The sequence below is a fragment of the Micromonospora sp. AP08 genome (assembly GCF_008085935.1).
Classification (GTDB): Bacteria; Actinomycetota; Actinomycetes; order Mycobacteriales; family Micromonosporaceae; genus Micromonospora; species Micromonospora chersina.
On sequence record NZ_VSEZ01000003.1, the window covers coordinates 123110 to 146200 of the forward strand.

At 72.0% G+C, this 23091-nt stretch carries 23 protein-coding genes; 10 read left to right on the forward strand and 13 right to left on the reverse strand.

The window, feature by feature from the left end:
- Positions 1–10: 10 nt before the first annotated feature.
- From FXF50_RS06950 to FXF50_RS06960, 3 genes are all read right to left on the reverse strand, one after another.
- Entirely contained in the window at positions 11–1147 is a 1137-nt protein-coding gene (locus tag FXF50_RS06950) for a geranylgeranyl reductase family protein (RefSeq protein WP_148426643.1), read from the reverse strand.
- Between the two features lie 121 nt (positions 1148–1268).
- Positions 1269–2141, reverse strand: coding sequence for a hypothetical protein (locus FXF50_RS06955; protein WP_148426398.1), 873 nt, complete (start codon positions 2139–2141; stop codon positions 1269–1271).
- A 39-nt stretch (positions 2142–2180) separates the two neighbouring features.
- Positions 2181–4022 carry a phosphoenolpyruvate carboxykinase (GTP) gene (locus FXF50_RS06960; protein WP_148426399.1) on the reverse strand — a complete coding sequence of 614 codons (1842 nt, stop codon included), beginning with the start codon at positions 4020–4022 and terminating at the stop codon, positions 2181–2183.
- 491 nt (positions 4023–4513) lie between these two features.
- On the opposite strand from FXF50_RS06960, the gene FXF50_RS06970 reads away from it, so the two are divergent.
- Together FXF50_RS06970 and FXF50_RS06975 are read left to right on the forward strand one after the other, a co-directional pair.
- Positions 4514–5050: a GtrA family protein gene (locus FXF50_RS06970; RefSeq protein WP_148426644.1), complete on the forward strand. Its 537-nt coding sequence runs from the start codon at positions 4514–4516 to the stop codon at positions 5048–5050.
- A 63-nt stretch (positions 5051–5113) separates the two neighbouring features.
- Positions 5114–5818 (forward strand): GtrA family protein, encoded by a 705-nt coding sequence (locus FXF50_RS06975; protein ID WP_148426400.1) that lies wholly within the window; start codon positions 5114–5116, stop codon positions 5816–5818.
- A 51-nt stretch (positions 5819–5869) separates the two neighbouring features.
- Here the strand turns inward: FXF50_RS06975 and FXF50_RS06980 are convergent, their stop codons facing one another.
- Positions 5870–6442 carry a PH domain-containing protein gene (locus FXF50_RS06980; protein WP_148426401.1) on the reverse strand — a complete coding sequence of 191 codons (573 nt, stop codon included), beginning with the start codon at positions 6440–6442 and terminating at the stop codon, positions 5870–5872.
- A gap of 78 nt (positions 6443–6520) precedes the next feature.
- Positions 6521–7396 carry a biotin--[acetyl-CoA-carboxylase] ligase gene (locus tag FXF50_RS06985; protein WP_148426402.1) on the reverse strand — a complete coding sequence of 292 codons (876 nt, stop codon included), beginning with the start codon at positions 7394–7396 and terminating at the stop codon, positions 6521–6523.
- Positions 7397–7468: 72 nt separating this feature from the next.
- Between FXF50_RS06985 and FXF50_RS06990 the strand changes: the two genes are divergently transcribed.
- Positions 7469–9052, forward strand: a complete 1584-nt coding sequence (locus tag FXF50_RS06990) for an acyl-CoA carboxylase subunit beta (RefSeq protein WP_148426403.1) — start codon at positions 7469–7471, stop codon at positions 9050–9052.
- Between the two features lie 50 nt (positions 9053–9102).
- Here FXF50_RS06990 and FXF50_RS06995 read toward each other — a convergent pair whose 3' ends face one another.
- The 4 genes from FXF50_RS06995 to FXF50_RS07010 are packed head-to-tail and all read right to left on the reverse strand — an operon-like array spanning position 9103 to position 12322.
- Complete coding sequence (locus FXF50_RS06995; protein ID WP_148426404.1) at positions 9103–9987, reverse strand: hypothetical protein; 885 nt, start codon at positions 9985–9987, stop codon at positions 9103–9105.
- The gene (locus FXF50_RS07000; protein WP_148426405.1) at positions 9980–10483 is read right to left on the reverse strand and encodes a SigE family RNA polymerase sigma factor; all 504 of its coding nucleotides are present in this window, start codon (positions 10481–10483) and stop codon (positions 9980–9982) included. Before FXF50_RS07000 ends, FXF50_RS06995 begins: the two co-directional genes overlap by 8 nt.
- Positions 10484–10541: 58 nt before the next feature.
- Positions 10542–11525: a ketopantoate reductase family protein gene (locus tag FXF50_RS07005; RefSeq protein WP_148426406.1), complete on the reverse strand. Its 984-nt coding sequence runs from the start codon at positions 11523–11525 to the stop codon at positions 10542–10544.
- A 53-nt stretch (positions 11526–11578) separates the two neighbouring features.
- Entirely contained in the window at positions 11579–12322 is a 744-nt protein-coding gene (locus FXF50_RS07010) for a M50 family metallopeptidase (RefSeq protein ID WP_148426407.1), read from the reverse strand.
- Positions 12323–12416: 94 nt separating this feature from the next.
- Between FXF50_RS07010 and FXF50_RS07015 the strand changes: the two genes are divergently transcribed.
- Together FXF50_RS07015 and FXF50_RS07020 are read left to right on the forward strand one after the other, a co-directional pair.
- Entirely contained in the window at positions 12417–12983 is a 567-nt protein-coding gene (locus FXF50_RS07015; RefSeq protein WP_148426408.1) for a Uma2 family endonuclease, read from the forward strand.
- A 124-nt stretch (positions 12984–13107) separates the two neighbouring features.
- Positions 13108–13863: a GH25 family lysozyme gene (locus FXF50_RS07020; RefSeq protein WP_148426409.1), complete on the forward strand. Its 756-nt coding sequence runs from the start codon at positions 13108–13110 to the stop codon at positions 13861–13863.
- A 97-nt stretch (positions 13864–13960) separates the two neighbouring features.
- On the opposite strand, the gene FXF50_RS07025 is transcribed toward FXF50_RS07020, so the two are convergent.
- Together FXF50_RS07025 and FXF50_RS07030 are read right to left on the reverse strand one after the other, a co-directional pair.
- Positions 13961–14191 carry a hypothetical protein gene (locus FXF50_RS07025; RefSeq protein ID WP_148426410.1) on the reverse strand — a complete coding sequence of 77 codons (231 nt, stop codon included), beginning with the start codon at positions 14189–14191 and terminating at the stop codon, positions 13961–13963.
- A gap of 89 nt (positions 14192–14280) precedes the next feature.
- Positions 14281–16266 (reverse strand): serine/threonine-protein kinase, encoded by a 1986-nt coding sequence (locus tag FXF50_RS07030; RefSeq protein ID WP_148426411.1) that lies wholly within the window; start codon positions 16264–16266, stop codon positions 14281–14283.
- A gap of 92 nt (positions 16267–16358) precedes the next feature.
- Between FXF50_RS07030 and FXF50_RS07035 the strand changes: the two genes are divergently transcribed.
- The 5 genes from FXF50_RS07035 to FXF50_RS07060 all read left to right on the forward strand — a co-directional run bounded on the left by FXF50_RS07035 (position 16359) and on the right by FXF50_RS07060 (position 21009).
- A complete protein-coding gene (locus FXF50_RS07035; protein ID WP_148426412.1) occupies positions 16359–16571 on the forward strand; it encodes an acyl-CoA carboxylase subunit epsilon in 213 nt (70 codons plus the stop codon).
- Positions 16572–16672: 101 nt separating this feature from the next.
- The gene (locus FXF50_RS07040) at positions 16673–17125 is read left to right on the forward strand and encodes a hypothetical protein (RefSeq protein ID WP_148426413.1); all 453 of its coding nucleotides are present in this window, start codon (positions 16673–16675) and stop codon (positions 17123–17125) included.
- Between the two features lie 1369 nt (positions 17126–18494).
- Entirely contained in the window at positions 18495–19616 is a 1122-nt protein-coding gene (locus tag FXF50_RS07050; protein ID WP_148426415.1) for a S8 family serine peptidase, read from the forward strand.
- Between the two features lie 10 nt (positions 19617–19626).
- The gene (locus FXF50_RS07055; protein ID WP_148426416.1) at positions 19627–20346 is read left to right on the forward strand and encodes a nucleoside triphosphate pyrophosphatase; all 720 of its coding nucleotides are present in this window, start codon (positions 19627–19629) and stop codon (positions 20344–20346) included.
- 9 nt (positions 20347–20355) lie between these two features.
- Positions 20356–21009 (forward strand): O-methyltransferase, encoded by a 654-nt coding sequence (locus FXF50_RS07060; RefSeq protein WP_148426417.1) that lies wholly within the window; start codon positions 20356–20358, stop codon positions 21007–21009.
- A gap of 6 nt (positions 21010–21015) precedes the next feature.
- On the opposite strand, the gene FXF50_RS07065 is transcribed toward FXF50_RS07060, so the two are convergent.
- Entirely contained in the window at positions 21016–22260 is a 1245-nt protein-coding gene (locus tag FXF50_RS07065) for a sugar MFS transporter (protein WP_148426418.1), read from the reverse strand.
- Positions 22261–22324: 64 nt separating this feature from the next.
- Entirely contained in the window at positions 22325–23080 is a 756-nt protein-coding gene (locus FXF50_RS07070) for an ABC transporter permease (RefSeq protein ID WP_148426419.1), read from the reverse strand.
- Between the last annotated feature and the right edge of the window lie 11 nt (positions 23081–23091).

The window sequence follows — 23091 nt, forward strand, 5'->3', positions numbered from 1 at the left end:
GCGCGAGAGATCAGTGCCTCGGTGGCGTATCGCGCGACGTGAGGCCGAAGCCGATCATGCCCAGGGTGCGGGCGTCGAGACGTCCGTCACCCAGCCCCAGCTCCACCACGGTCCGGTAGACCCGCTCGTCACGCCGGGCCGCACGCACCGCCGCGTCCACCACCCACCGGCGCCGGGCCAGCCAGGCCGCCACCGAGCTGTGCCGCAGGTGGGTGCCGAGCCTGCGGCGCAGCGCGTCGGCGTACCGGCTGGCCGCCCGGTCGGGGGCGCCGGCCGCGGCCGCGCCGGCCAGGGCCCCGGAACGCAGCGCGTAGAAGATGCCCTCGCCCGTGAACGGATTGATCAGCGAGAGGGCGTCGCCGGCCAGCACCACCCGGCCCCGCCCCGGCGCCGGCCGGTGGGTGGAGAGCGGCAGGTGGTGGGCGCGCAGGTCGGTCACCGCCGCCGGGTCGGTGCCGGGGAGCAGGGCGGCCAGCCGGTCCAGCAGGTGCGCGCGGGTCAGCGGCTCGCCGCGCAGCACCTCCCCGTACCCGACGTTCGCCCGGCCGTCACCGATCGGGAAGGACCAGGCGTACGCCGGCCAGCGCGGCGACGAGGTGACGATGACCTGCTCGGGTGGGCCCGGGAGCGCCGGGGCGTAGCCCCGGATGGCGAGGGCGAGGTGCCGGTCCGGGTTCACCGGGTGGCCGAGCGCCCGCCGCAGCACCGAGCCGGCCCCGTCCGCCCCGACCACCGCCCGGGCGGCCAGTTCCCCGTCGAGCACCACCCGGTCGTCCCGCACCTCCACCGCGCGTACGGTGTGCCGCCGCAGCTCCGCCCCGGCCGCGGTCGCCGCCGCCACCAGCCGCGCGTCGAACACCCGCCGGGGCACCGTGTACGCGGGCCGGGGCAGCGCCCGGGCCACCGTCCCGCCGCCGGGGCCGACCAGACGCAGCGCGGGCAGCGGGGCGTACCCGTCGACCGCCCCGGTCACGCCCAGCTCGGCGAGGACGTCCAGCGCGTGCGCGGCGATGCCGTCCCCGCACGCCTTGTCGCGGGGAAAGTCGTACCGGTCGAGCAGCAGCACCCGCGCCGCCCCCGCGCGCCGCGCGCCAAGAGCGGCGGCCGCCCCCGCAGGCCCGGCCCCGACGACGACCACGTCCCACAACTCCCCCACCCCACCATCCTCCCCGCGCTACCCGGCCCTTCCAGCACGCCGCGCCCGCCCCACCCGTCGATCATGAAGTTGACGGCAGCGAACGAGATCAACACCGCCGCCAACCTCATGATCACCGGGGCGGGGACGCGGTGGGGTGGGCGGCCCGGGGGCGGGTGCGGTTCAGGGAGTAGAGGGTCAGGAGGGCTGCTGTCAGGAGGGGGGCGCCGTCTCGGATCAGGCCGTCCACGCCGAGGAGCCACCAGCAGAGGGGGAGGTCCACCGCCAGGGTGGCCAGGGTGATGGCGACCAGGAGCTTGCGTGCCCAGGGGCGGTCGCGCATCAGGAAGGCCGTGCAGAAGAGCACCGCGTAGCTGACCGCGATGCCGGCGGCGAACCAGAACAGCACGGCCGGCACGGCGCTGATCCGCCCGTCCAGGATGGACCCGGCCGCGATCAGGGCCGGCACCAGCATGAGCGGGCTGTAGGTGAACGCGGCGACCCGGGCCGTGAGCAGCCAGCCGGTGATCGGCGGTCGCTTCGGGACGACCTCCCGCCAGGAGATCACCCCGCCCTCGACGACCAGGCCCTTGCGGTGCCGGACGAGGTGCCCGCTCACCGCGTCGGAGCGGTAGAGCAGCGCCACCACCGCGACGCAGAGGGCGGTGAGCACGCCGAAGCCGAGCAGGCCGGGCAGCGGCGGCACCCCCGCCCGGGGTACGACCAGCCGCCCGACCGCGAAGACCGTGGTCACCGCGAGGATCAGCCCGAACGGCTTCGCCACGGCCCGGCCCCGCTTGACATGGCCGATCAGCACGAGGAAACCCAGCGAGCGCAGCATCGCCCAGCCGGTGCGGACCGCGAGTCCGAACTCCTGCTCCGGGGCGTACCAGTAGTTGAGCAGCTCGACCACGACGGTGGCCGCCGCCGTCACGGCGAGCAGGGTGGTCAGCGCCCGGACGGCGGACGGCCGCCGGACCTCGACAGGTTCGGCGGCCGTCCTCATGGCATCCGGTGTTGCCCGGTGCGGGCTTCCGTCACACCTCTACTTCTGCGGCTCCGCGTCGAGCCGGGCGCGCAGCGCGTCCAGCTCGGCCCAGAGGACGCCGGGGAGCTTGTCCCCGAACTTCTCGAACCACTCGGTGACCAGCGGCAGCTCGTTGCGCCACTCCTCCGGGTCGACCTTGAGCGCGATCCGGACGTCCTCCGGGGTCATGTCCAGGCCCTCGACGTCCAGCGCGTCCTGAGCCGGGACCATGCCGATCGGGGTCTCGACCGCCTCGGCCCGGCCCTCGATCCGCTCGATGACCCACTTGAGCACCCGGGAGTTCTCGCCGAAGCCCGGCCAGAGGAAGTTGCCCTCGGGGTCCTTGCGGAACCAGTTGACGTAGTAGATCTTCGGCAGCTTGGCCTCGTCGCCGTCGGCGCCCTTGCCCATCTCGATCCAGTGCCGGAAGTAGTCGCCGGCGTGGTAGCCGATGAACGGCAGCATCGCCATCGGGTCGCGGCGGACCACGCCGACCGCGCCGGAGGCGGCGGCCGTGGTCTCCGAGGAGAGCGTGGCGCCCATGTAGACGCCGTGCACCCAGTCGCGGGCCTCCGTCACCAGCGGGACGGTGTCCCGACGCCGGCCACCGAACAGGATCGCGTCGATCGGCACCCCGTTCGGGTCGTAGTAGTCCTCGGCCAGGATCGGGCACTGGGTGATCGGGGTGCAGAACCGGCTGTTGGGGTGCGAGGAGAGTTCGTCGCTCTCCGGCGTCCAGTCCCGGCCCTTCCAGTCGGTGAGGTGGGCCGGCGGCTCGCCCATGCCCTCCCACCAGACGTCCCCGTCATCGGTCAGGCCGACGTTCGTGAAGACCGAGTTGCCGCGCTCGATGGTGCGCATCGCGTTGGCGTTGGTCTTCCAGCCGGTGCCGGGCGCGACGCCGAAGAGGCCGTACTCGGGGTTGATCGCGTAGAGGCGGCCGTCCGGGCCGAACCGCATCCAGGCGATGTCGTCGCCGATGGTCTCGACCTTCCAGCCCGGGATGGTCGGCTCCAGCATGGCGAGGTTGGTCTTGCCGCAGGCCGACGGGAAGGCGCCGGCGACGTGGTAGACCTTGCCCTCCGGCGAGGTGATCTTGAGGACCAGCATGTGCTCGGCGAGCCAGCCCTCGTCCCGCCCCATCACGCTGGCGATCCGCAGCGAGTAGCACTTCTTGCCGAGCAGGGAGTTGCCGCCGTAGCCGGAGCCGAACGACCAGATCTCCCGGGTCTCCGGGAAGTGGGAGATGTACTTGGTCTCGTTGCACGGCCACGGCACGTCCTGCTGGCCGGGCGCGAGCGGGGCGCCGATGGAGTGCAGGGCGTGCACGAAGTCCGCGTCGTCGCCCATCGCCTCCAGGACCTTGGCACCCATCCGGGTCATGATCCGCATCGAGGCGACCACGTACCCGCTGTCCGTGATCTCGACGCCGAACATGGGGCTCTCGGCCTCGGCCGGGCCCATGACGAACGGAATGACGTACATCGTCCGACCCCGCATCGAGCCGCGGTAGAGGTCCGTCATGGTGCGCTTCATCTCGGCCGGCGCCATCCAGTTGTTGGTGGGGCCGGCGTCCGCCTCGTCGACGGAGCAGATGTAGGTGCGGTCCTCCACCCGGGCGACGTCGGACGGGTCCGTCCGCGCGTAGAACGAGTTGGGCTTCTTCTCCGGGTTCAGGCGGATCAGGGTGCCATTCTCGACGAGCTCGTCGGTGAGGCGGCGCCACTCCTCATCGGACCCGTCCACCCAGACCACCCGGTCGGGGGTGGTCAGTTCCGCGACCTCACGTACCCAGGCGAGCAGTTTGGGGTGGGACGTCGGGGCCTGATCGATACCCCGAACAGTAGCCGGAGCAACCATGTCACATCTCCTTGTGGTCGACGCTGACCGATGTATGGGATGCACGAGTTCTGGCGAGCCGGTGCGCCGCCTTCGTGGAAACCTGGGATTGGCCTCAGCGTAAACCGGGCTGCCTCCCCAGTCAGTGGGACTGGTTGTGAAGAACTGCACAAGGTACGGCCACGCTGCGGCATCGCGATCTCTTACCCGCTTTCGCGCGCAGTTTCACGCAAATCTTGCGAAGAACCTCCGACGGCCCGGGACTTCGCCAACCCGGCGGAGGCGTCCGATGCGGGGAAGCCGACCGTCATGTCACGAACGACGATTCCGTGATCCGGTCCACAATTCCGTACTCCCGGTCACGCTCCGCTCACGGATATCGGAAACGGACGGCGGTCGCCGGAAGGGGCCGGCCCGCCCACGGCGGCGCGCCGGGGCCGCGGACCGCCGACTCGCCGCAGCGGCCGGTCCCGGGAGCGCGCACCCGGTACTCTCGGCGGGTGGCCGCGACGATGACCGGGGACCAGCCGGGGGCCCCGCAGACCCGTCGAGGGCTGATCGGGGCCCTGATCGACCGCTTCGGTCACCTGGTCCGCGAGATGAGCAAGTTCGCCACCGTCGGCGGCTTCGCCTTCCTCGTCGACTTCGCGCTCTTCAACTACCTGGCGAGCGTGCGGCACATGCCGCCGGTGGCGGCCAAGACCATCTCCACCGTCATCGCGGCCACCCTGGCCTTCCTGGGCAACCGGTTCTGGACCTGGCGGCACCGCCAGCGCTCCCACCCGGCCCGGGAGTACACGCTGTTCTTCTTCTTCAACGGGGTGGGCCTCGGCATCGCGGTGGCCTGTCTCGCGATCAGCCGCTACGGGCTCGGCGCCATCTGGCCCGAGGTGTTCCAGACCCCGTTGGCCGACAACATCGCCAGCTTCATCGTCGGCACCGGCCTGGGGACGCTGTTCCGGTTCTGGTCGTACCGACGGTTCGTTTTCGTCGAGGCGGGAACTCCCCCCGTTCCGGCGACGAGCCGCGACCGAGAGTCCGGGGCGTGACCCACCGCCCATCCCGTCCTGCCGGGCCCAGCCGGCCCTGCCCACTGCCCTAAGGTGTTCCGCATGCCTCTTGTCCGTCTGCTGCCCGCGCGCTGGCAGAAGTTCATCCACGAGGCGCTCAAATTCGGCATCGTCGGCGGCATCAACACCGTCATCAATTACGCGGTGTTCAATGCGCTGGCACTCACGGTTTTCCGCGACGGCCAGCTCAAGGCGACGGTCATCGCGACCATCGTCGCGACGATCACGTCGTATCTGATGAATCGGCACTGGACGTACCGGGACCGGCCGAAGTCGGCGCTTCGCCGCGAATATGTCCTGTTCTTCCTCTTCAACGGCGCCGGCCTGGTCATCGAACTCGGCGTCCTGGCGCTGGCCAAGTACGGCCTGGGCGTACACAGCCTGCTCGCGTTGAACGTGGCGAAGACCGGCGGCGTGCTGCTGGCCACCCTGTTCCGCTTCTGGTCCTACCGGACGTTCGTGTTCCAGCCGGTGCCGAAGCACGCCGAGGACACCTGGCACACCATCCCGCGCGACGAGTGGGACACCATGGCCGAGATGGACCCGGTGGCCGAGTTGGCCGAATCGGTCAGCGAGTTGGAGGAGACCGAGCCGCCGCTCGGCGAGCGGCGCGCGAGCGACTACGCCCCGCAGCAGAGCCGTCCCGCACCCGCGGAAGCCGGCCTGGGCCGCACGCTCGGCGCCGACCTCGACGCGGAACTGGCCGCCGAACTCCAGCCCACTCCCCGCCGCGCCCCGCGCCGCTGACCCGATCCGGTCCTCCGGCGCCCGCCCAGCGGACGCCGGAGAACCCGGGGGTCAGGCCGACGGGTCGCGGAGCGGCTTGCCCTCGGCCATGTCGGCCAGGATCTCGCGCATCTCGCCGTCGCCCAGGCTGTGCTTGTCGTGGTGGGCCTCGACCAGCTCGTAGAGCTTCGTCTGCACCTTGTCGACGTGCGGCACGTCGGTGAGCACCGACTGGCCGCGCTCACCGGCGGACTCGATGGTCAGCGTGCCGCAGCCGAGCATCCGCTCCACGAACTTCTGGTGCATGGCGTGGTCGTTGATCCGGGTCAGCGGCAGGTCGCGCCGGTTGCGGGAGAACACGCCCTCCTGGAGCAGCACCCGCTCATTGGTGAAGAGGTAGTGCGTGCTGCGCCAGACCAGGAACGGCCACAGACCCAGCCAGAACACCAGCACCAGGCCGAGCGCGGCGATCACGTAGAGCGCGATCGTCCCGCCGTCACCCTCGGGCAGCAGGACCCAGCCCGCGACCACCGCCGCGACGGCGAGCACCAGCACCAGGATCGGCCGGATCAGGGCCTTCCAGTGCGGGTGCAGATGCAGCACGACGTGCTCGTCCTCGGTGAGCACGTCTTCGGGGAACGCCACGGGAACCTCCTCGCAGAACAGGACGCGCTGACCGTAACCGGTCGGCGCATCCTCCGGGATCGGCCGCGCGGAGGGTGCTCAGCGCAGGTGCAGCACGTCGCCGGCCGCGAGGCGCAACTCGCCCTCGGGGCCGTCGACCAGCAGCTGGCCGTCCGGGTCCACGCCCGTGGCGGTGCCGCGTACCTCCCGGCCGTCGGGGAGCAGCACGCGGACCTGCCGGCCGACCGTGGCGCAGCCGGCCAGGTAGGCGTCCCGCAGGCCGCTGGCGACCGCGTCCCCACCGGCGTCGCGCCAGCGCTCGTACCAGTCGGCGAGCGCCCGGAGCAGGGCCCGGAGCAGGGGGTCGCGGTCGGTGGCGGTGGCACCGGCGAGCTGGAGCGAGGTGGCCGGCAGCCCGGTCGGGTTCTCCGGCAGCTCGTCGGCGCGCAGGGTCACGTTGAGGCCGATGCCGACCACGATCGCGGGCGGCCGGTCCGGCGCCGCACCGGGCACCGCCTCGGCCAGCACGCCCGCGCACTTCGCGCCGTCCAGCAGCAGGTCGTTCGGCCACTTGAGCCGCGCGTCCAGCTCGGCCAGGCGGGCCACCGCCTCGACCAGCGCGACGCCGGCCAGCAGCGGCATCCAGCCGTACCCCTGCGGTGGCACGGGTGCCCAGCCGCGCTCCGCGACGGCCTCGCCCGGCCGGAGCAGGACGCTGGCCGTGATGCCGGCCCGCGGCGGCGACTGCCAGACCCGGCCGCGCCGGCCTCGGCCGGCGGTCTGCCGCTCGGCGACCACCACCAGGCCCTCCGGCTCACCGGCGCGCGCGGCCTCGACCACGTCGGCGTTGGTCGAGCCGGTCTCGGCCCGCAGCTCCAGTTGGCGCCACGGCCCGTGCGGCGCGACCAGCGCGCGGCGCAGCCGGGCCGCGGACAGCGGCGGGCGGTCCAGATCGGTGTACGGCGAGCCGGGCATCCCGCCAGCCTACGGCCCGGGTGAGGCGCACTGCACAACCTCACGCTCCTGAACCATCGTTATATTCCACGGGTGACTACCGAGACCGGGATCAACATCCACACGACCGCCGGCAAGCTGGCGGACCTGGAGCGACGGCTCGACGAGGCGGTGCACGCCGGGTCGGCACGCGCGGTCGAGAAACAGCACGCGCGGGGCAAGAAGACCGCTCGCGAGCGGATCGAGATGCTCCTCGACGAGGGCTCCTTCGTCGAGCTGGACGAATTCGCCCGACACCGCTCGACCAACTTCGGGCTGGAGAAGACCCGCCCGTACGGGGACGGCGTGGTGACCGGCTACGGCACGGTGGACGGCCGGCAGATCTGCGTCTTCGCGCAGGACTTCACCGTCTTCGGCGGCTCGCTCGGCGAGGTCTTCGGCGAGAAGATCGTCAAGCTGATGGACCTGGCCATGAAGATCGGCTGCCCGGTGGTCGGCATCAACGACTCGGGCGGCGCGCGGATCCAGGAGGGCGTGGCCTCGCTCGGCCTCTACGGGGAGATCTTCTTCCGCAACGTGCGGGCCAGCGGCGTCATCCCGCAGATCTCGCTGATCATGGGCCCGTGCGCGGGTGGCGCGGTCTACTCCCCGGCGGTCACCGACTTCACCGTGATGGTCGACCAGACCTCGCACATGTTCATCACCGGCCCCGACGTGATCAAGACGGTCACCGGCGAGGACGTGGGCATGGAGGAGTTGGGCGGCGCCCGCACCCACAACGCCCGCAGCGGCAACGCGCACTACCTCGGCACCGACGAGGAGGACGCGATCGAGTACGTCAAGGCGCTGCTGTCGTACCTGCCGTCCAACAACCTGGACGAGCCGGTGGTGTTCGACTCGCCGGCAATCCTCGACATCACGGACGAGGACCGGGAGCTGGACACGCTGATCCCGGACTCGGCCAACCAGCCGTACGACATGCACCGGGTCATCGAGCACGTCCTCGACGACGGCGAGTTCCTGGAGGTCCAGCCGCTCTACGCGCAGAACCTCGTGGTCGGCTTCGGCCGGGTCGAGGGGCGCCCGGTGGGCGTGGTCGCCAACCAGCCCATGCACTTCGCCGGCACCCTCGACATCGCCGCCTCGGAGAAGGCCGCCCGGTTCGTGCGCACCTGCGACGCGTTCAACATCCCGGTGCTCACCTTCGTGGACGTCCCCGGCTTCCTCCCCGGCACCGGGCAGGAGTGGGACGGCATCATCCGCCGCGGCGCGAAGCTCATCTACGCGTACGCCGAGGCCACCGTCCCGAAGGTCACCGTCATCACCCGCAAGGCGTACGGCGGGGCGTACGACGTGATGGGTTCCAAGCACCTCGGCGCGGACCTCAACTTCGCCTGGCCGACCGCCCAGATCGCGGTGATGGGGGCGCAGGGCGCCGTGAACATCCTCTACCGCTCGGAGCTGGCGAACGCCGAGGACCCGGCCGCCGTCCGGGCCGAGAAGATCGCCGAGTACGAGGACACCCTGGCCAACCCGTACATCGCCGCCGAGCGCGGGTACGTCGACGGGGTGATCCCGCCGCACGAGACGCGTACCCAGGTCGTGCGGGCGCTGCGGGTGCTGCGCACCAAGCGCGAGACCCTGCCCCCGAAGAAGCACGGCAACATCCCGCTGTAGGGGTGGTTCGCGAGGCCCCCGCCGGACGCCCGGCGGGGGCCTCGCGGGTGTCAGCAGGCGGGGTTGGCGGCGGCGCACATCCGGTTGGCCGCGGCACGCGCCAGGTCGAGCAGCTGCGCCTGGTTCACGGTGTTCCCAGGCACACCCGGACGCAGGGGCTCTCCCGGAACCAGGACGGTGACCAGGTCCCCGACCCGGACCACCAGCCGGTCCTCCGGCAGGGGCGCCAGTCCGACCGGTTCACCCGTCGACGGGTCCAGCGGCACAGCGACCGTGTGCCGGAGCAGGATGGCCTGATCACCGGCGAAGTCACTCTCGGCCACCGTCCAGTTGTGCACCATCGTCGTGGTGACCGGGCTCCCCTCGCCCGTCTGGACCTGGCCCACCTCCCGCCACCCGGAACAGGCCGCCACCGACCGGTCGAGGTCGGCGAAGAGCCGGCCGGCCGTCCCGTCATCCAGCCGGTAGACGTCCTGTCTGATGAACGGCCGCCGGTACGGGGCGAAGCCGTCCACCTCGACGGTCCCGATCAGAGTCTGCGAGCGGGAGTAGCGCGAAACGATCTGATCCGTCGGCAGCCCCTGCTCCTGTGCGCACGTCCGGAGGATGTCGTCGACCCGAACCCCCTCGCCCAGGCCCGTGTCGCCGAGCCGCTCGTCCGTCTTCGCCGGCACATCGGCAGGGGTCAGCATCGCCGCCGCGGAAATCTCCGCGCGTCCCCCGGCGCCGGCGCCCGGTGGGGCTGGTGTCGGTGTTCCGGCCCGGCCGACGGCGATGGCGGAAACCGAGGCGACCGCCAGCACGGCCGCGGCGGCCGCCACCGCCGTACGCCGGCCGCGGCGCCGGGCCGTGGCCCGGATCTCGGCCGGCTCCGGCCAGCGGACCTGCCGCAGGTCCCGCTGCAAAAGGTCGACGAATGTGCCGTCGTCACGCATCTGCGGCCTCCTCTTCCAGATCCACGACGGTCAGCAGCCCGGCCAGCGCGGCCCGCCCGCGCGAGAGCCGGGCCTTGACGGTGCCCACCGGCGCCTCGGTCTCCCGGGCCACCTCGGCCACCGGCATCCCGAGCAGGTAGTGCAGCGCGATCGCGGTGCGCTGGGCCTCCGGCAGCCGGCGCAGTGCGGCCACCACCTCCAGCGTTTCGGTGCTCGGCGCCGGGACGCTCTCCTCCGCCCCGTGCCGCAGGTACGCCCGCGCCCGGCTGCGCAGGCTGCGCCAGCGGCTCACCGCGATCCGGCTGGCCACCACCCGCACCCACGCCTCCGGGTCGTCGTACCCCCGCACCGTCGACCAGCGCTGCCACGCCCGGATGTACGCCTCCTGCACGGCGTCCTGAGCCTCGGCCAGGTTGCCGGTGAGCACGTAGACGAAGCCGAGCAGCCGTTGCCGGCTGCCCCGGTAGAACTCGTCGAATCCCTCGCTGTCGGGCACCTGTCACCTCCCCGTGTTCGCAGGGGACACGCCTGGCGCGCGGGATGTGGTTGCCCGGTCAGCCGACCAATTTCTCCAGCTCGGCCAGGGGGAAGCCGCCGGCCGGGATGCGCTCCCGGACCGCCCGGCGCACGGCGGCCTGGACCGCCTCGTTGGCCGGGGTGGGCACCCCGTGCAGCCGGCCGAGCAGCACGATCTCGCCGTTCAGGTGGTCCGCCTCGGCGGAGCCGGCGCCCCGGGCCAGGCTCTGCCACGTGGAACCGCCGGCCCGCTCCTCGCCGTCGACCGGCCGGTGCCGTACCCGGTCGCCCCGCTCGGCGGCCTCCTCCTCGCGCGTCGTGTGCGGGATGCCGGCGGCGGCCAGCGCCTCCTCCCCCTCGGCGCGGACCCGGGCGGCCAGCGGCTCGGGCACGTCCGGGCCGAGCAGCGCCTGGAGGCCGTTGCCCAGGTTGCCGAGGAGCTTGCCGTACTTCCAGCGCATCACGTCGTCGCGGACGGGGGCGACGAACCCGGCGGCGCTCAGGTCGGCGGCGACCGCGCGGCTGGTGTCGTCCGCGCCGGACGGGTAGCGGCCGAGGTGCAGCATCCCCGGGTGCGGGTGCCCGTTCGCCACCACCACCCCGGGTTCCAGGTGGGTGGCGGGCAGCCAGACGCAGACCGGGTGCACCCGGGCGAACAGCCGCAGCGCCGCCGGTTCGTTGGCGACACCGTTCTGGGCCAGCACGATCGGCAGCCGCTCGCCCGCCGTCCCGCCGCCCTCGACCGGGGTGTCCACCCAGGTCGCCAGGGCCGCCGCCGTGTCCTGCGACTTGACCGTGAGCACCAGCACGGTGTCCGCCGGCAGCGGGCGGTCGTCCGGCCCGGCCACCGCGGGCAGCCGGCTGGTGACCGTGCCGTCCGGCGTCCGCAGGGTCAGGCCCCGCTCCCGGAGCGCGTCCAGGTGCGCGCCGCGGGCCACCAGCGTCACGTCGCGGCCGGCCTCCCCCAGCCGTACGCCGATGGTGCCGCCGACCGCGCCCGCCCCGATGATCACGTATCGCACGCGTCCGATTCTGCCCCTTCCCGGCCCGGCGCTCCGGGCGGGCGGGGCACGGCTCAGATGGTCAGCCCCGCGTCGGTGAGGATCGGGCCGGCGAGCAGCAGCGCGCCGGCGCCCAGCGCGGCCAGGCTGACCAGCAGGAACACGGTCACCCAGAACAGCGGCGGGAAGGGGGTGAGCCGGGCGAGCTGGTCCGCGTCGGACTCGGGCATCCGCCCCCGGCTGCGCAGCCGTTGCAACTCGATCACCGGGCGGACGCCGCCGAAGAGCAGGAACCAGACGGAGGTCCAGGCGAACGCCGCCTGCACCTGCGGCGAGGCGTACCAGGAGACGGCGAGCACCACGCCGCCGGTGACCAGCAGCGACAGCACGCCGAAGACGTTGCGGATCATCACCAGCATGGCCAGCAGCAGCGCCACGGCCACCCAGAGCAGCAGGGTGATCCGGTTGCCGGCGAGCAGCCACGCCCCGGCCAGACCGACCAGCGACGGGGCGACGTACCCGGCCAGCAGGGTGAGGATCATCCCCGGGCCGGTGGGGCGGCCGGCGGAGAGGGTGAGCCCGGAGGTGTCCGAGTGCAGCCGGATGCCGCGCAGCCGCCGGCCGGTGAGCAGGGCCATGAGCGCGTGACCCCCCTCGTGCGCGATGGTCACTGCGTTGCGGGCGATCCGCCACGGCAGCCGGGTGGCGACCACGACCACCGCGACGACGGCGGTCAGCAGCACCAGCAGCGGCGGCGGGTCGGGCTGGGCGCCGAGCAGCTTGTCCCAGAGGGTGGTCAGGCCGTCGATCAGGGGCATGGGCGGGGAGCCTACCGGCCTGAGCTGTGTCATTCGAGAGGCGCAGCCTCGCAAAGTGTGAGACTCATCGGGTGCCGATCGGATCCGGAGGTGAATGCCGGTGAATGCCGCCCCGCTGGAGCCGTTCGGGCAGCACGTCGGCCTCTGGACCGAGGCCGACTACCTGGCCCTGGGCGAGACGCCTGACCGGATCGAACTGCTCGACGGAAGCCTGCTCGTGACTCCTGCTCCGAGCAAGAGGCACCAGACCATCTCGCGTCGCCTCGCGAACTCGCTGGAAGCAGCGGCCGAACAGCACGGGCTGCTGGTATTCGAGGCGGTCAACGTCCGACTCGGATTGAACCGGATCGTCATTCCGGACCTGGTCGTGGCCGACACGGACGACGAGGGCACCGTGATGGAGGTCAACGAGGTCCGGCTCGTCGGAGAGATCGTCTCGCCGGGGAACGCCGCCGCCGACCGGCTTGTCAAGATGCAGCTCTACGCCATCGCCCGGATCCCGTGGTATCTGCTGGTCGAGCAGGACGGCGACAGCCACTCGCTGCGGCTGCACCGGCTGGACGGGGAGCATTACGTCGAGGACCGGGTCGCCAAGGCCGGCGAGACGCTGAGCATCACCGAGCCCTTCCGCTGGGTCATCGACCCGGGCACCCTCCGCTGAACCGACCCGGACCGGCCACCGGGGCGACGACGATCGTCAATGAAAAATTCTTTAGGCCCTCTTGCGATCTGGGGCACTTACCTCCAAAGATAGACGTCAATCATTGGACGTCCTGGAGGCATCAATGGCTCGTACCAGACTCTCCGTGCGCCGGCTGCTCGCCGCCGCCCTGACCGTCGCCGCCACCGCGGCGGCGGGCCTCGTCGCGACCGCCGGACCGGCGGCCGCGGCCACCACCCCCGGCATCGACGTCTCGCGCTACCAGGGCACCATCAACTGGACCAGCGTGCGAAACGCGGGCATCCAGTTCGCCTTCATCAAGGCGACCGAGGGCACGAGCTACAAGGACCCGAACTTCAACAGCAACTACACCAACGCCTACTACGCCGGCGTCATCCGCGGGGCCTACCACTTCGCGCGGCCGAACATCTCCTCCGGCGCGACCCAGGCCGGCTACCTCGCCAGCAACGGCGGCGCCTGGTCGGCCGACAGCCGCACGCTCCCCGCCGCGCTCGACATCGAGGCCAACCCGTACAGCGGGGGTTACTGCTACGGCCTGAGCACCACCGGCATGCGCAACTGGATCCAGGACTTCCTCAACACCTACCGCTCCCGCACCGGCCGGTACGCGGTCATCTACACCACCACGAGCTGGTGGAACCAGTGCACCGGCAGCTGGACGGGCCCGTGGGCCAACCACCCGCTCTGGCTGGCCCGCTGGTCGAGCACGCCCGGCGCCCTCCCGGCCGGCGCCCCGGTGTGGAGCTTCTGGCAGTACACCAGCACCGGCAGCGTCTCCGGGATCAGCGGCAACGTCGACCGCAACTACTGGAACGGTGACCGCACCCGGCTGATCGCCCTGGCGAACAACACCGCCTGACCGTCACCCCCGGTCGCCAGTCGGCGGCAGCGGGATCGGCTACGACCGAGGTCGATAGCTGGTCCGGCTGCCGCCACTGCCGTCCTACCGCCCGGGGTCACGCCCTGCGTCGCGAGGCGACCGGCACGGGGACGGCGCCCCGCCCGGCCAGGGTGGTCCGGCGGGCCAGTCGCCACGTCGCCACCCCCGCGACGGTGAGGGCGACGACACCGAGCAGCGCGACCGGCGCGGACAGGCCGGCGCTCACCAGCAGCAGGACCACGTCCCCGAGCGCGACCAGCATCCACAGTGCCAGCCGGGGGCCGGTGTCCTTGTGTCGGTAACCCATGTCGTACCTCCTTCCGTCGTCGCGGGTCTCAATACCCCCGAGGACGGAAGGCCATGCGAGTCAGTTTCGCAACGGCGGGATTCGCCGGGTCAGTCCGCCCGATCGGGCTGGAAGCCCTTGATGATGGTCTCCCAATTGGCCAGGTTGGCGTCCCAGGCGTTCGCCGGGACCTCCCAGCGCAGGGCGTAGCCGCGGTTGCTGGCGGTGGCCACACCCCGGTTGCGCACGTGGAAGCGGGTGCCGCCGTCGCGCGTCTCCAGCCAGTCCCAGTCGGCGCAGGTCCGGTACCAGTCGCACGGCTTGATGCTGACGTACTGGTATGCGGTGACCCGGCTCCGGCGGGCCGGCTCCTGCTGCCGCCAGTCCGCCGCCGCGTCACTCTTCGGCGTACTGGTCCACTGGATGAGCAGCACCCGGTTCGTGCCACCCGCCTCGTAGAGCACGACCGAGTTGTCGGCGGAGCGAACCCGCGCCTTCCACCCGTTCGGGATCGGCACCTTGAAGCCGATGGGGCCCTCGTAGAGACTCCACCCGGCCGGCAGCACGAAGCCCGTGGGCGACGGCGACGCCGAAGGGGTCGCGCTGGGCGCCGCGCTGCTCGGCGCGGCCGAGGTCGGTGCGGCGCTGGTCCCCGGCGCGGGCGGGGCCGCGGCCGACGACGTGGCGGCGGACTGCTGCCCGCCCTTCGGGTCGTCGTCGCCGGAGTTGAGCAGCGGCACGGCCACCGCCAGGCCGACCAGCAGCAGCGCGACCAGGGCGCCGATCAGCAGCTTGCGCCTGTTGCGCTCCGGCTTCGTGCCCGGGATCACCGCCGCCCGGCCGGTCGACGGCGCCGGGCTGACCGGCTCGGCCAGCACCGACGTGGGGTTCCTCGGCGGGGCCGGCGGCTCCACCACCGGCTCGCCGTCCAGCCGCGTCTCGTCCAGGGCCGGGTCGGCACCGTCCACCCGCGTGTCGTCGACCGCCGGCTCGGCGTCGAGCTTCGTGGTGGGCTCGGTCACCGGCGGGGCCACCTTCGCGGTGGGCGCGGCGTCCGCGCCGGCCGGCACCTTGGCGGTGGCGCCGGCGATCCCCGCGGCACCCGCGGCGGCGGCCGCGGCCGTACCCCCGTCGGGCTTGCGCGGCGTCGGGGTCGCCGGCGACTCGGCCTGGCCGTCGGCCGGACGCGGCGCCGGCACCAGCGGCGGGCGCGGCCCGCGCGGACCGTTCGGCCCCGGCCGGCGTACGCCGTCGAGCAGCGAGATGCCCTTGGCCCGCCGCCCCGCGGCCTTGCGCAGCATGCGCTCCGCGATTTCGGCGGTGATCCGCTCCTCCGGGTCCTTGCGCAGCAGGCCCTGGAGCACCGGCTTCAGCGGCCCGGCGTTCTTCGGCGGCGGCAGCGGCTCGGTGGCGAGCGCGGCCAGGGTGGCGATCGCGGACGGCCGCGCGTACGGCGACTTGCCCTCGACGGCGGCGTAGAGCGTGGCGCCCAGCGACCAGAGGTCGGCCTCCGGCCCGGCCGTGCCGTCCTTCGCCCGCTCCGGCGCGATGTACGCGGGCGAGCCGAGCACCATGCCGGTGCGGGTCACGTTCGGGTCGCCCGGGATCGTGGCCAGGCCGAAGTCGGTGAGCACCACCCGGCCGTCGTTGCCGAGCAGCACGTTGCCCGGCTTCACGTCGCGATGCATGATGCCGGCCTTGTGCGCGGCCTTCAGCGCGCCCAGCACGCCGAGACCGATCTGGACGGCCTTCGCCGGCGAGACCGGGCCGTCCTCGGCGATGGTGTCCTGCAGGGACTTCGACGCCACGTACTCCATGACGATCCACGGATCGCCGTCGGTGCGCAGCACGTCGAAGATGCGGACCACGTTGATGTTGTTGAGCCGGGCGATCGCCCGGGCCTCCCGCAACGAGCGTTCCCGCATCTCGCGGCGCTCCTCCGGGGTGAGGCTGGGCGGCGGAACGAGTTCCTTGATCGCCACGTCGCGGTGCAGTACCTCGTCGCGCGCCTTCCACACCCGACCCATGCCGCCCTGGCCGAGCGGCGAGATGAGCCGGTACCGGTCGGCGACGAGTTGGGGAAGCGCGTTAGACATCGCCTGAGACCGTACCCGGCAGGCGCGACGCGTACACCGGCGGCACGCCACTGTGCGGTGAAGGTCAAGTTCTGGACGCGTACCCTGTCGGCATGTCTGCCGAAGAGCCGCTGTTCCGGATCGTCCGCGGCGTGCCCACCGCCGAGGAACTGGCCGCCCTGGTCGGCGCGATCGTGGTGCGGACCCGACCGGCCGCGGCCACCGCGCCGGCCGTCGTGTCGCAGTGGGCGCGCAGCGCCCGTCCGGCCGGCGCGTCGCCGGTCGCCGGCCCCGGCGCGTGGCGCGCCTCCGGCCTCCCCCGCTGACCCTTCCCGAGTACGCCGGCCGCCGATCAGGACTGCCGGGATCCGCGACGAGCCATTAACCTCACTGAGGGAAACCGTGTGGTGACGGGCAGGGAGGGTCGATGATCCCGGAGGACAACCAGCCGGCCGGCTGGCTGCGTGACTACGGCGGCATCGAGGCCGACATCCGACGGATGCGCGAGTTCGCCGACCGGCTCCAGGACGAGGTGACCCGCAACTACGCCCCCCACCTGTCGTACATCGCGGACGACATGAAGGCCGCGGTGCCCAACCCCGCCGACGCGTTCGTCGAGCTGGTCCAGTTCCTCCAGGCCCACCACGAGACCCAGCAGGCCACGGTCAGCATGGTCTGGGACCTGGCCCCGGCCACCGGCCGGCTGGCCGGCGCCGCCGCCCACATCGCCGCCAGGTACGGCGACTCCGACGCGTTCTCCTCGGCCCGCGTCGCCGACGTGGAACGCGCCCTCGCCGCGCCGTCCACCGCGGCGGCCCGCCCCGTGCCGCCACTGACCGATCCGACCGCACCCGAGCAGGGGCGGGTGGTGCTGCCGTGATCGAACGGGGCAGCGGGCGCACCTCCGGGCTCACCGACTGGCGGCTCATGGACGTGCTCAGCATGTGGGCGTGCCTCCAGGACCAGGACACCACCGGCCAGTGGAAGCAGGTCGCCGGCTGGCGCAAGGTCTGCGACCTCGCCCTCGCCCACCTCAGCCGGCTGCGCGAATACCGGCGCGGGCTCGCCGAGGCGTGGCCGCCGGAGACCAACGCCGCCGCGCGGGCGTACCTCGGGGAACTCGACCAGCTCATCGACCAGGTGCAGCGCACCCACGACGCGGCCGCCGCGAACTACGACGCGCTCGCCGCCGCCACCCGCGCCATCGGCAGCACCCGGGCCGAGCTTCAACCGCTCCATGACGAGTACGCGGAGAAGGTGCGGCAGAAACGGGCGTACGAGACGATCCTCGCCGACCCGAAGGCGGTGGCGGGGAGCCGGCTGCCGGAGAAGCCCCCGGTGACGGATGCGGAACTGGAGCAGTTGAACGTACGGGCCCGCGGGTTGATGACGGGACTGAGCAGCGAACTCCAACAAGCCCAAGTCATGCTCCGCCAACCTCCACCGCAGCCTAAACTGCCAAAGCAGATTGAGGACGCAGACACTTACGGCAATGCGGCACCGGTGATTCCGCCAATTGTCCCCGTTCCCGTAGCCGCGCCCGGCGCCCCACGCCGCCGAGCCGCCTCCGCACCAGGTCCAGCAACTCCCTCGCCTGCTACCAACGTCGGCCCGGTGCTTGGCGGCGCTGGGACTGGCCTCGCAACCTCGCCTCCTCCTGCTCCAAATGGCATGCCAGCGCCGACAACTCCTAGCAATTCAACTAGCGGCGCTTCCTTTACGGCGACGCCGAATACGGGCCCGCTCGGCCGGGGAAGCCCCGCCCTTCCCGTAAGGGGCACTTCAGCCAGCCCCACGCCTCCGATGACCCGTGGAGGCTTACCGCACCCACCGCCGCCACGGTCGCTGCCGCCCGGTGGACTGATTGGCGGAAGCCCTGGGATGGGACTTTCGCAGCCAGGTTCCTCGCCCCGCCGAGTGAATCCAGTTGGAGGACTTATCGGCGGAGGAGGTGCCGGGACCGCCCCGACGGGCGGTGCCGGATCGCGCCCTGGAGCAGGCCGCGGAATGCCCTCCAGTGGACTTCACGGTGTGACGCCACTGGGAGGAAGCCCGGGCTCTACAGCCCTGGGACCAGGACCAGCGAGTGGCCCCCTAACGCGACGCGCGACTAAAGACGGTCTCGAACAGCAACGCCAATGGGATCCCGACAACCCTTGGGAGGTTGATGAGGGGGTGGATCCAGTTGTCAGACCGCCAGACGAGCGCGGCCCGGTTGATCCTGGCCCTGCAATCGGCTTTGATCGGTGATGCATAGAAGCTTCACGAGGGGCCTCACGCTATTCACGCTCGCCTCCTCCCTCATTGCGCCAGCAACGTCTCCCTCTGCAGCTGATGATCGCGGACGAGTCCGGAAGGATCAGTGGCACCTCGCCTTCCTGCATGTTGAGAAAGCTCAGCAGATCAACGACGGCGTGGGCGTCGTAGTCGCCGTCCCGGACACCGGCGTCTACCCGCATCCTGACCTCAAAGACAACCTTCTACCTGGAACTGACGTTTCTGGCTCTGGCGACGGCAGGGACGACGGCAATGGGCACGGAACATCTATGGCCGGCTTGATTGCAGCACATGGAGATGGCAAAGGACTCGGCGCCCTAGGCATTGCGCCCAAGGCCAAAGTTCTGCCGATCCGGTCTCGTCTCATTGACGGCGAGGGGGATGCCGACGAGCTAGCGGCAAGCATCGAGTGGGCAGTCACCCATCAGGCAGACGTGATTAGCGTCTCGGCTGTCGCCGGCGCAAGTGTCCGCCTACAAAGGGCCATTAGATCTGCCTTGGCGGCCAACGTTGTCGTCGTCGCTTCCGCCGGCAATCGTCCGGAAGACGTTCTCGTTGGTTATCCCGCCTCTGAGCCAGGCGTGATCGCCGTTGGTGGTGTAGATCGGCATGGCCTCCACGCCCAGATTTCGGTCACTGGCCCCGAGATCGACGTCGTGGCTCCTGCCGTAGACATCTACAGCACCAGCTATGGCGGCAAGTATTCGAAGGGAACCGGCACCTCGGGTGCCACCGCGATCGTGGCCGGGGCTGCTGCCTTGATCCGTTCCAAGTACCCCGATCTCCCCGCTCAGGAGGTCGCCCACCGCCTGACCGCCACCGCGATCGACAAGGGCCCGCCCGGCCGCGACGACGAGTACGGCTACGGCGTCATCGACCTGGTCGCCGCCCTCACCGCCGATGTCCCCCCACTCGGCTTCGAATCGCCGTCGGTCACCGCGCCCGCCTCGACGGCGGCCCGCGGCAACCGCGACGGCAACTCGACCGCCCGCGGCCTGGCCACGTTAGGCGTGCTGCTCGCGGCGGGCGGCGGTTATCTGCTCTGGCGCCGCCGTCGACGTGCCGAGGACCCGCCGCCGCGGATAAGCCGGTAGCGTCGGTGGGGTGTTGACCTCCGTGCCGCTGCGCCTCGTGCTCGCCTCGCAGAGTCCCGCCCGCCGCAAGCTGCTCCAGGCCGCCGGGATCGAACCCGACGTGCTGGTGAGCGGCGTGGACGAGTCGCAGGTGGCCAGCGATCGGGCCCAGGAGCTGTGCCTGGAACTGGCCCGGCTGAAGGCGCAGGCGGTGCTGGGCCGGCTGCGTCCCAGCCCGGACGAGCGGACGCTCGTGCTCGGCTGCGATTCGGTGCTGGCGTTCGACGGGGAGATCCTCGGCAAACCGACCGACGCGGCGGACGCCACCCGGCGGTGGAAGCGGATGCGCGGGCGCAGCGGGGTGCTGCACACCGGTCATTGTCTGCTCGACGTGGTGCACGCCGACGGGCACCGCGGCCACCTCATCAACCCGACGCTGGAGCTGTCCGAGGAGCTGCAGGACGAGTCCCGCGCGGAGGCGGTGGCCTCGACGACCGTGCACTTCGCCGACATCAGCGACGCGGAGATCGCCGCGTACGTGGCGACGGGTGAGCCGCTGGCGGTGGCCGGGGCGTTCACCATCGACGGGCTGGGCGGGGCGTTCCTGACCGGCATCGAGGGCGACCCGGGCACGGTGGTGGGGCTTTCCCTGCCGCTGCTGCGTGGTCTCCTCGCCGAGCTGGACCTGAATATCACCGACCTGTGGACGAAGGTCGCGCCAGGGGGCCAGGAGATCGAGCATCTCGGCTAACGTCCGATCATGAGCACGAAGCCGTTGCCGCTGACCCCGGAACTGCACGCGTACCTCGTGGCGCACGGATCCGCCCCCGACGAGATCGTCCGGGAGCTGGCCGAGGAGACCCGCGCCGCCCTTCCCGCCCAGGCGGACATGCAGGTCGCGCCGGAGCAGGCCGCGTTCCTGACCTTCCTGACCCGGCTGCTCGGCGTCCGGCAGGCGGTGGAGGTGGGCACGTTCACGGGGCTCTCCTCGCTGGCCATCGCCCGGGGCCTCGCCGAGGGCGGCCGCCTCACCTGCTTCGACATCTCCGAGGAGTACACGGGCGTGGCCCGGCGCTACTGGACCCGGGCCGGGGTGCAGGACCGGATCGAGCTGCGTATCGGTCCGGCCGCGGAGACGCTGCGCCAGCTGCCGCAGGAGCGCTACCTGGACTTTGCGTTCATCGACGCCGACAAGGTCGGCTACCCGGTCTACTGGGACGAGCTGGTGCCCCGGATGCGCCCGGGCGCGGTGATCGCCGTGGACAACACGCTGCGCGGCGGCCGGGTGCTCGCCCCGCAGAACGCCGACGACCGGGCCATCGCCGCCTTCAACGACGAGATCCTCGCCGACGTCCGCGTCGAGGTCGTCATGCTCCCTATCGCCGACGGTGTGACCCTGGCCCGCGTGCTCTGAAGCCGATCACGCGGCGGCGGAGACCGGGGTGCGGTCGTCGCCGGGTGCGGGCAGGCGCAGGGCGCGGCCGAGTCGCACGGTGAGGAGCATGGCCGCGGCGATGAAGCCGGGCAGGAGCAGGAAGGCCAGGTGCGGGCCGACGCCGTCGGCCACCCACCCGAGCGCGACCGGCGCGATCCCGAAACCCACCCCCATCGAGTACGACGCCCAGCCGGCCGCCTTGTCCGCGGCCGGCCCGGCCGCGGCGAGGGCGATGGAGATCGCCAGAGGGTAGTGCAGGGCGTTGCCGAGCCCGAGCACGACCAGGCCGGTGACGGCCAGCCAGCCGACCGGGGCGGACCAGAACAGCGCGAACCCGGCCAGGGAGACGGTGAGCGCGGCGAGCAGCAGCGGCACCGGCGGCCAGCGCAGCGCGAGTCGGCCGCCGGCCAGCCGGCCCACGAACATGCCGCAGACGATCGCCGCGACGGCGGCGGACGCCCCGCCGGCGGTGAGGCCGGCGTGGGTACGGAGCACGTCGGCTGCCCAGAGCGACAGGCAGACCTCGATCGAGCCGGTGACCGACATCAGCACCCAGGCGATCCAGTACGCCCGCGGCAGCCGCCCCGACCCCGCACGCTGCCGGAGATCTTGGACAGTCCCCGTTCGAGACGGACGGTAAGTCTTCAAGATCCGCGAGGACGAAGAGCGCGGGATGCGTACCCGGAAGGTCAGGGCGGCGAGGGCGACCAGCGTGATGAGCCCGACCTCGACGGCCATCACCGGCCGCCAGCCGAGCCCGGCGTCCACGGTCGCGCCGATGACCAGCGGCGCGAGGATGCCCATGCCGGCGCAGGCCGCGTTGGCCTCGCTGAGCGCGGCGGGCGCGCCCGGCCCGTGGTGGGCGGTGAGCACGACGTTGATTCCGCTGATCACCATCATGCCGAAGGTGGCGATGACCGCGACGGCGGCGATGGTGGCGGGCAGCGGGCGGAGCAGGCCGAGGGCGGTGACGCCGGCGGCCACACCGGCCAGCCCGAGCCAGATGGCGGGGCCGCGGCCGAGGCGGCGGGCGGCCGGCGCGAAGAGCGCGCCGCCGGCCAGCGCGCCGACCGCGATGCCGGTGCTGTGCAGGCCGGCGACGGCGGCGCTGGTGCCCTGTTCGTCCCGGAGCAGCGGTACGACGGGGCCGAACCCGTAGAGGAAGAAGCCCCACAACCCCAGCTGGGAGTAGGTCAGCCAGGTCGTCCGGTCACGGGTGAGGCGGGGCACCGGCCTTACGCTACGCGCGCGCGGCCGGCACCCCGCCCCGGATGAGAGGCAGCTCTCGTCCTGCTCAGCGGACGCTGCGGGCGAACTGCCGGGCGGCCCAGACCACCCCGGCGACGGCGAGCACCGCGATGATCGTCAGGCCCTGCCAGACCTTGTCGTTGCTCAGGTCACCGGCGAAGAGCGCCCGGACGCCGTCGACGGACCAGGAGAACGGGTTCCACTTGGCGACGCCCTGGAGCCAGCCGGGGGCGAAGGTCAGCGGGAGCAGGATGCCGGAGAGCAGCAGCACCGGCTGGGCCACGGTGTTCATGAGCGGGGCCAGCGCGTCCTCGCTCTTGACCTTGAGCGCGACGCCGTAGGAGACGGCCGAGGTCATCAGGGCGATGAGGGCCAGCATGAGGTAGGCCAGCAGCAGGTAGCCGATGAAGACGCGCAGGTCGAACAGGAGCGCCAGCAGGGTGATGATGACGGCCTGCGCGATCAGCGAGACCACGTCCCGCAGCGAGCGGCCGAGCAGCAGGGCGAGCCGGCTGACCGGGGTGACCCGGGACCGTTCGATCACCCCGGCGCGCAGCTCGGCGATCAGGCCGAAGCCCTGGAACAGGCCGCCGAAGATGGCCAGCAGCACCAGCAGGCCGGGCACGAAGATCTTGTACGCGGCGGCCTGGGTCGGCGCGTTCAGCGCGGGCTTGAGCAGCGGCGCGAAGAGCAGCAGGTACATCACCGGCTGGAAGACGCCGACGAAGACCCAGACGGGGTTGCGCAGCAGCAGCTGGATCTGGCGCTGGAAGATCAGCCAGGTGTCGCGGGCGAGTTTCATGACAGTTCTCC

Bases quoted from the DNA above. Each gene is read 5' to 3' on its own strand.
- FXF50_RS06955 (WP_148426398.1), bottom strand. From the start codon at position 2,141: ATGAGGACGGCCGCCGAACCTGTCGAGGTCCGGCGGCCGTCCGCCGTC.
- FXF50_RS06960 (WP_148426399.1), bottom strand. From the start codon at position 4,022: ATGGTTGCTCCGGCTACTGTTCGGGGTATCGATCAGGCCCCGACGTCC.
- FXF50_RS06970 (WP_148426644.1), top strand. From the start codon at position 4,514: ATGACCGGGGACCAGCCGGGGGCCCCGCAGACCCGTCGAGGGCTGATC.
- FXF50_RS06975 (WP_148426400.1), top strand. From the start codon at position 5,114: ATGCCTCTTGTCCGTCTGCTGCCCGCGCGCTGGCAGAAGTTCATCCAC.
- FXF50_RS06985 (WP_148426402.1), bottom strand. From the start codon at position 7,396: ATGCCCGGCTCGCCGTACACCGATCTGGACCGCCCGCCGCTGTCCGCG.
- FXF50_RS06995 (WP_148426404.1), bottom strand. From the start codon at position 9,987: ATGCGTGACGACGGCACATTCGTCGACCTTTTGCAGCGGGACCTGCGG.
- FXF50_RS07010 (WP_148426407.1), bottom strand. From the start codon at position 12,322: ATGCCCCTGATCGACGGCCTGACCACCCTCTGGGACAAGCTGCTCGGC.
- FXF50_RS07015 (WP_148426408.1), top strand. From the start codon at position 12,417: ATGCCGGTGAATGCCGCCCCGCTGGAGCCGTTCGGGCAGCACGTCGGC.
- FXF50_RS07020 (WP_148426409.1), top strand. From the start codon at position 13,108: ATGGCTCGTACCAGACTCTCCGTGCGCCGGCTGCTCGCCGCCGCCCTG.
- FXF50_RS07025 (WP_148426410.1), bottom strand. From the start codon at position 14,191: ATGGGTTACCGACACAAGGACACCGGCCCCCGGCTGGCACTGTGGATG.
- FXF50_RS07030 (WP_148426411.1), bottom strand. From the start codon at position 16,266: ATGTCTAACGCGCTTCCCCAACTCGTCGCCGACCGGTACCGGCTCATC.
- FXF50_RS07035 (WP_148426412.1), top strand. From the start codon at position 16,359: ATGTCTGCCGAAGAGCCGCTGTTCCGGATCGTCCGCGGCGTGCCCACC.
- FXF50_RS07040 (WP_148426413.1), top strand. From the start codon at position 16,673: ATGATCCCGGAGGACAACCAGCCGGCCGGCTGGCTGCGTGACTACGGC.
- FXF50_RS07050 (WP_148426415.1), top strand. From the start codon at position 18,495: ATGCATAGAAGCTTCACGAGGGGCCTCACGCTATTCACGCTCGCCTCC.
- FXF50_RS07060 (WP_148426417.1), top strand. From the start codon at position 20,356: ATGAGCACGAAGCCGTTGCCGCTGACCCCGGAACTGCACGCGTACCTC.
- FXF50_RS07070 (WP_148426419.1), bottom strand. From the start codon at position 23,080: ATGAAACTCGCCCGCGACACCTGGCTGATCTTCCAGCGCCAGATCCAG.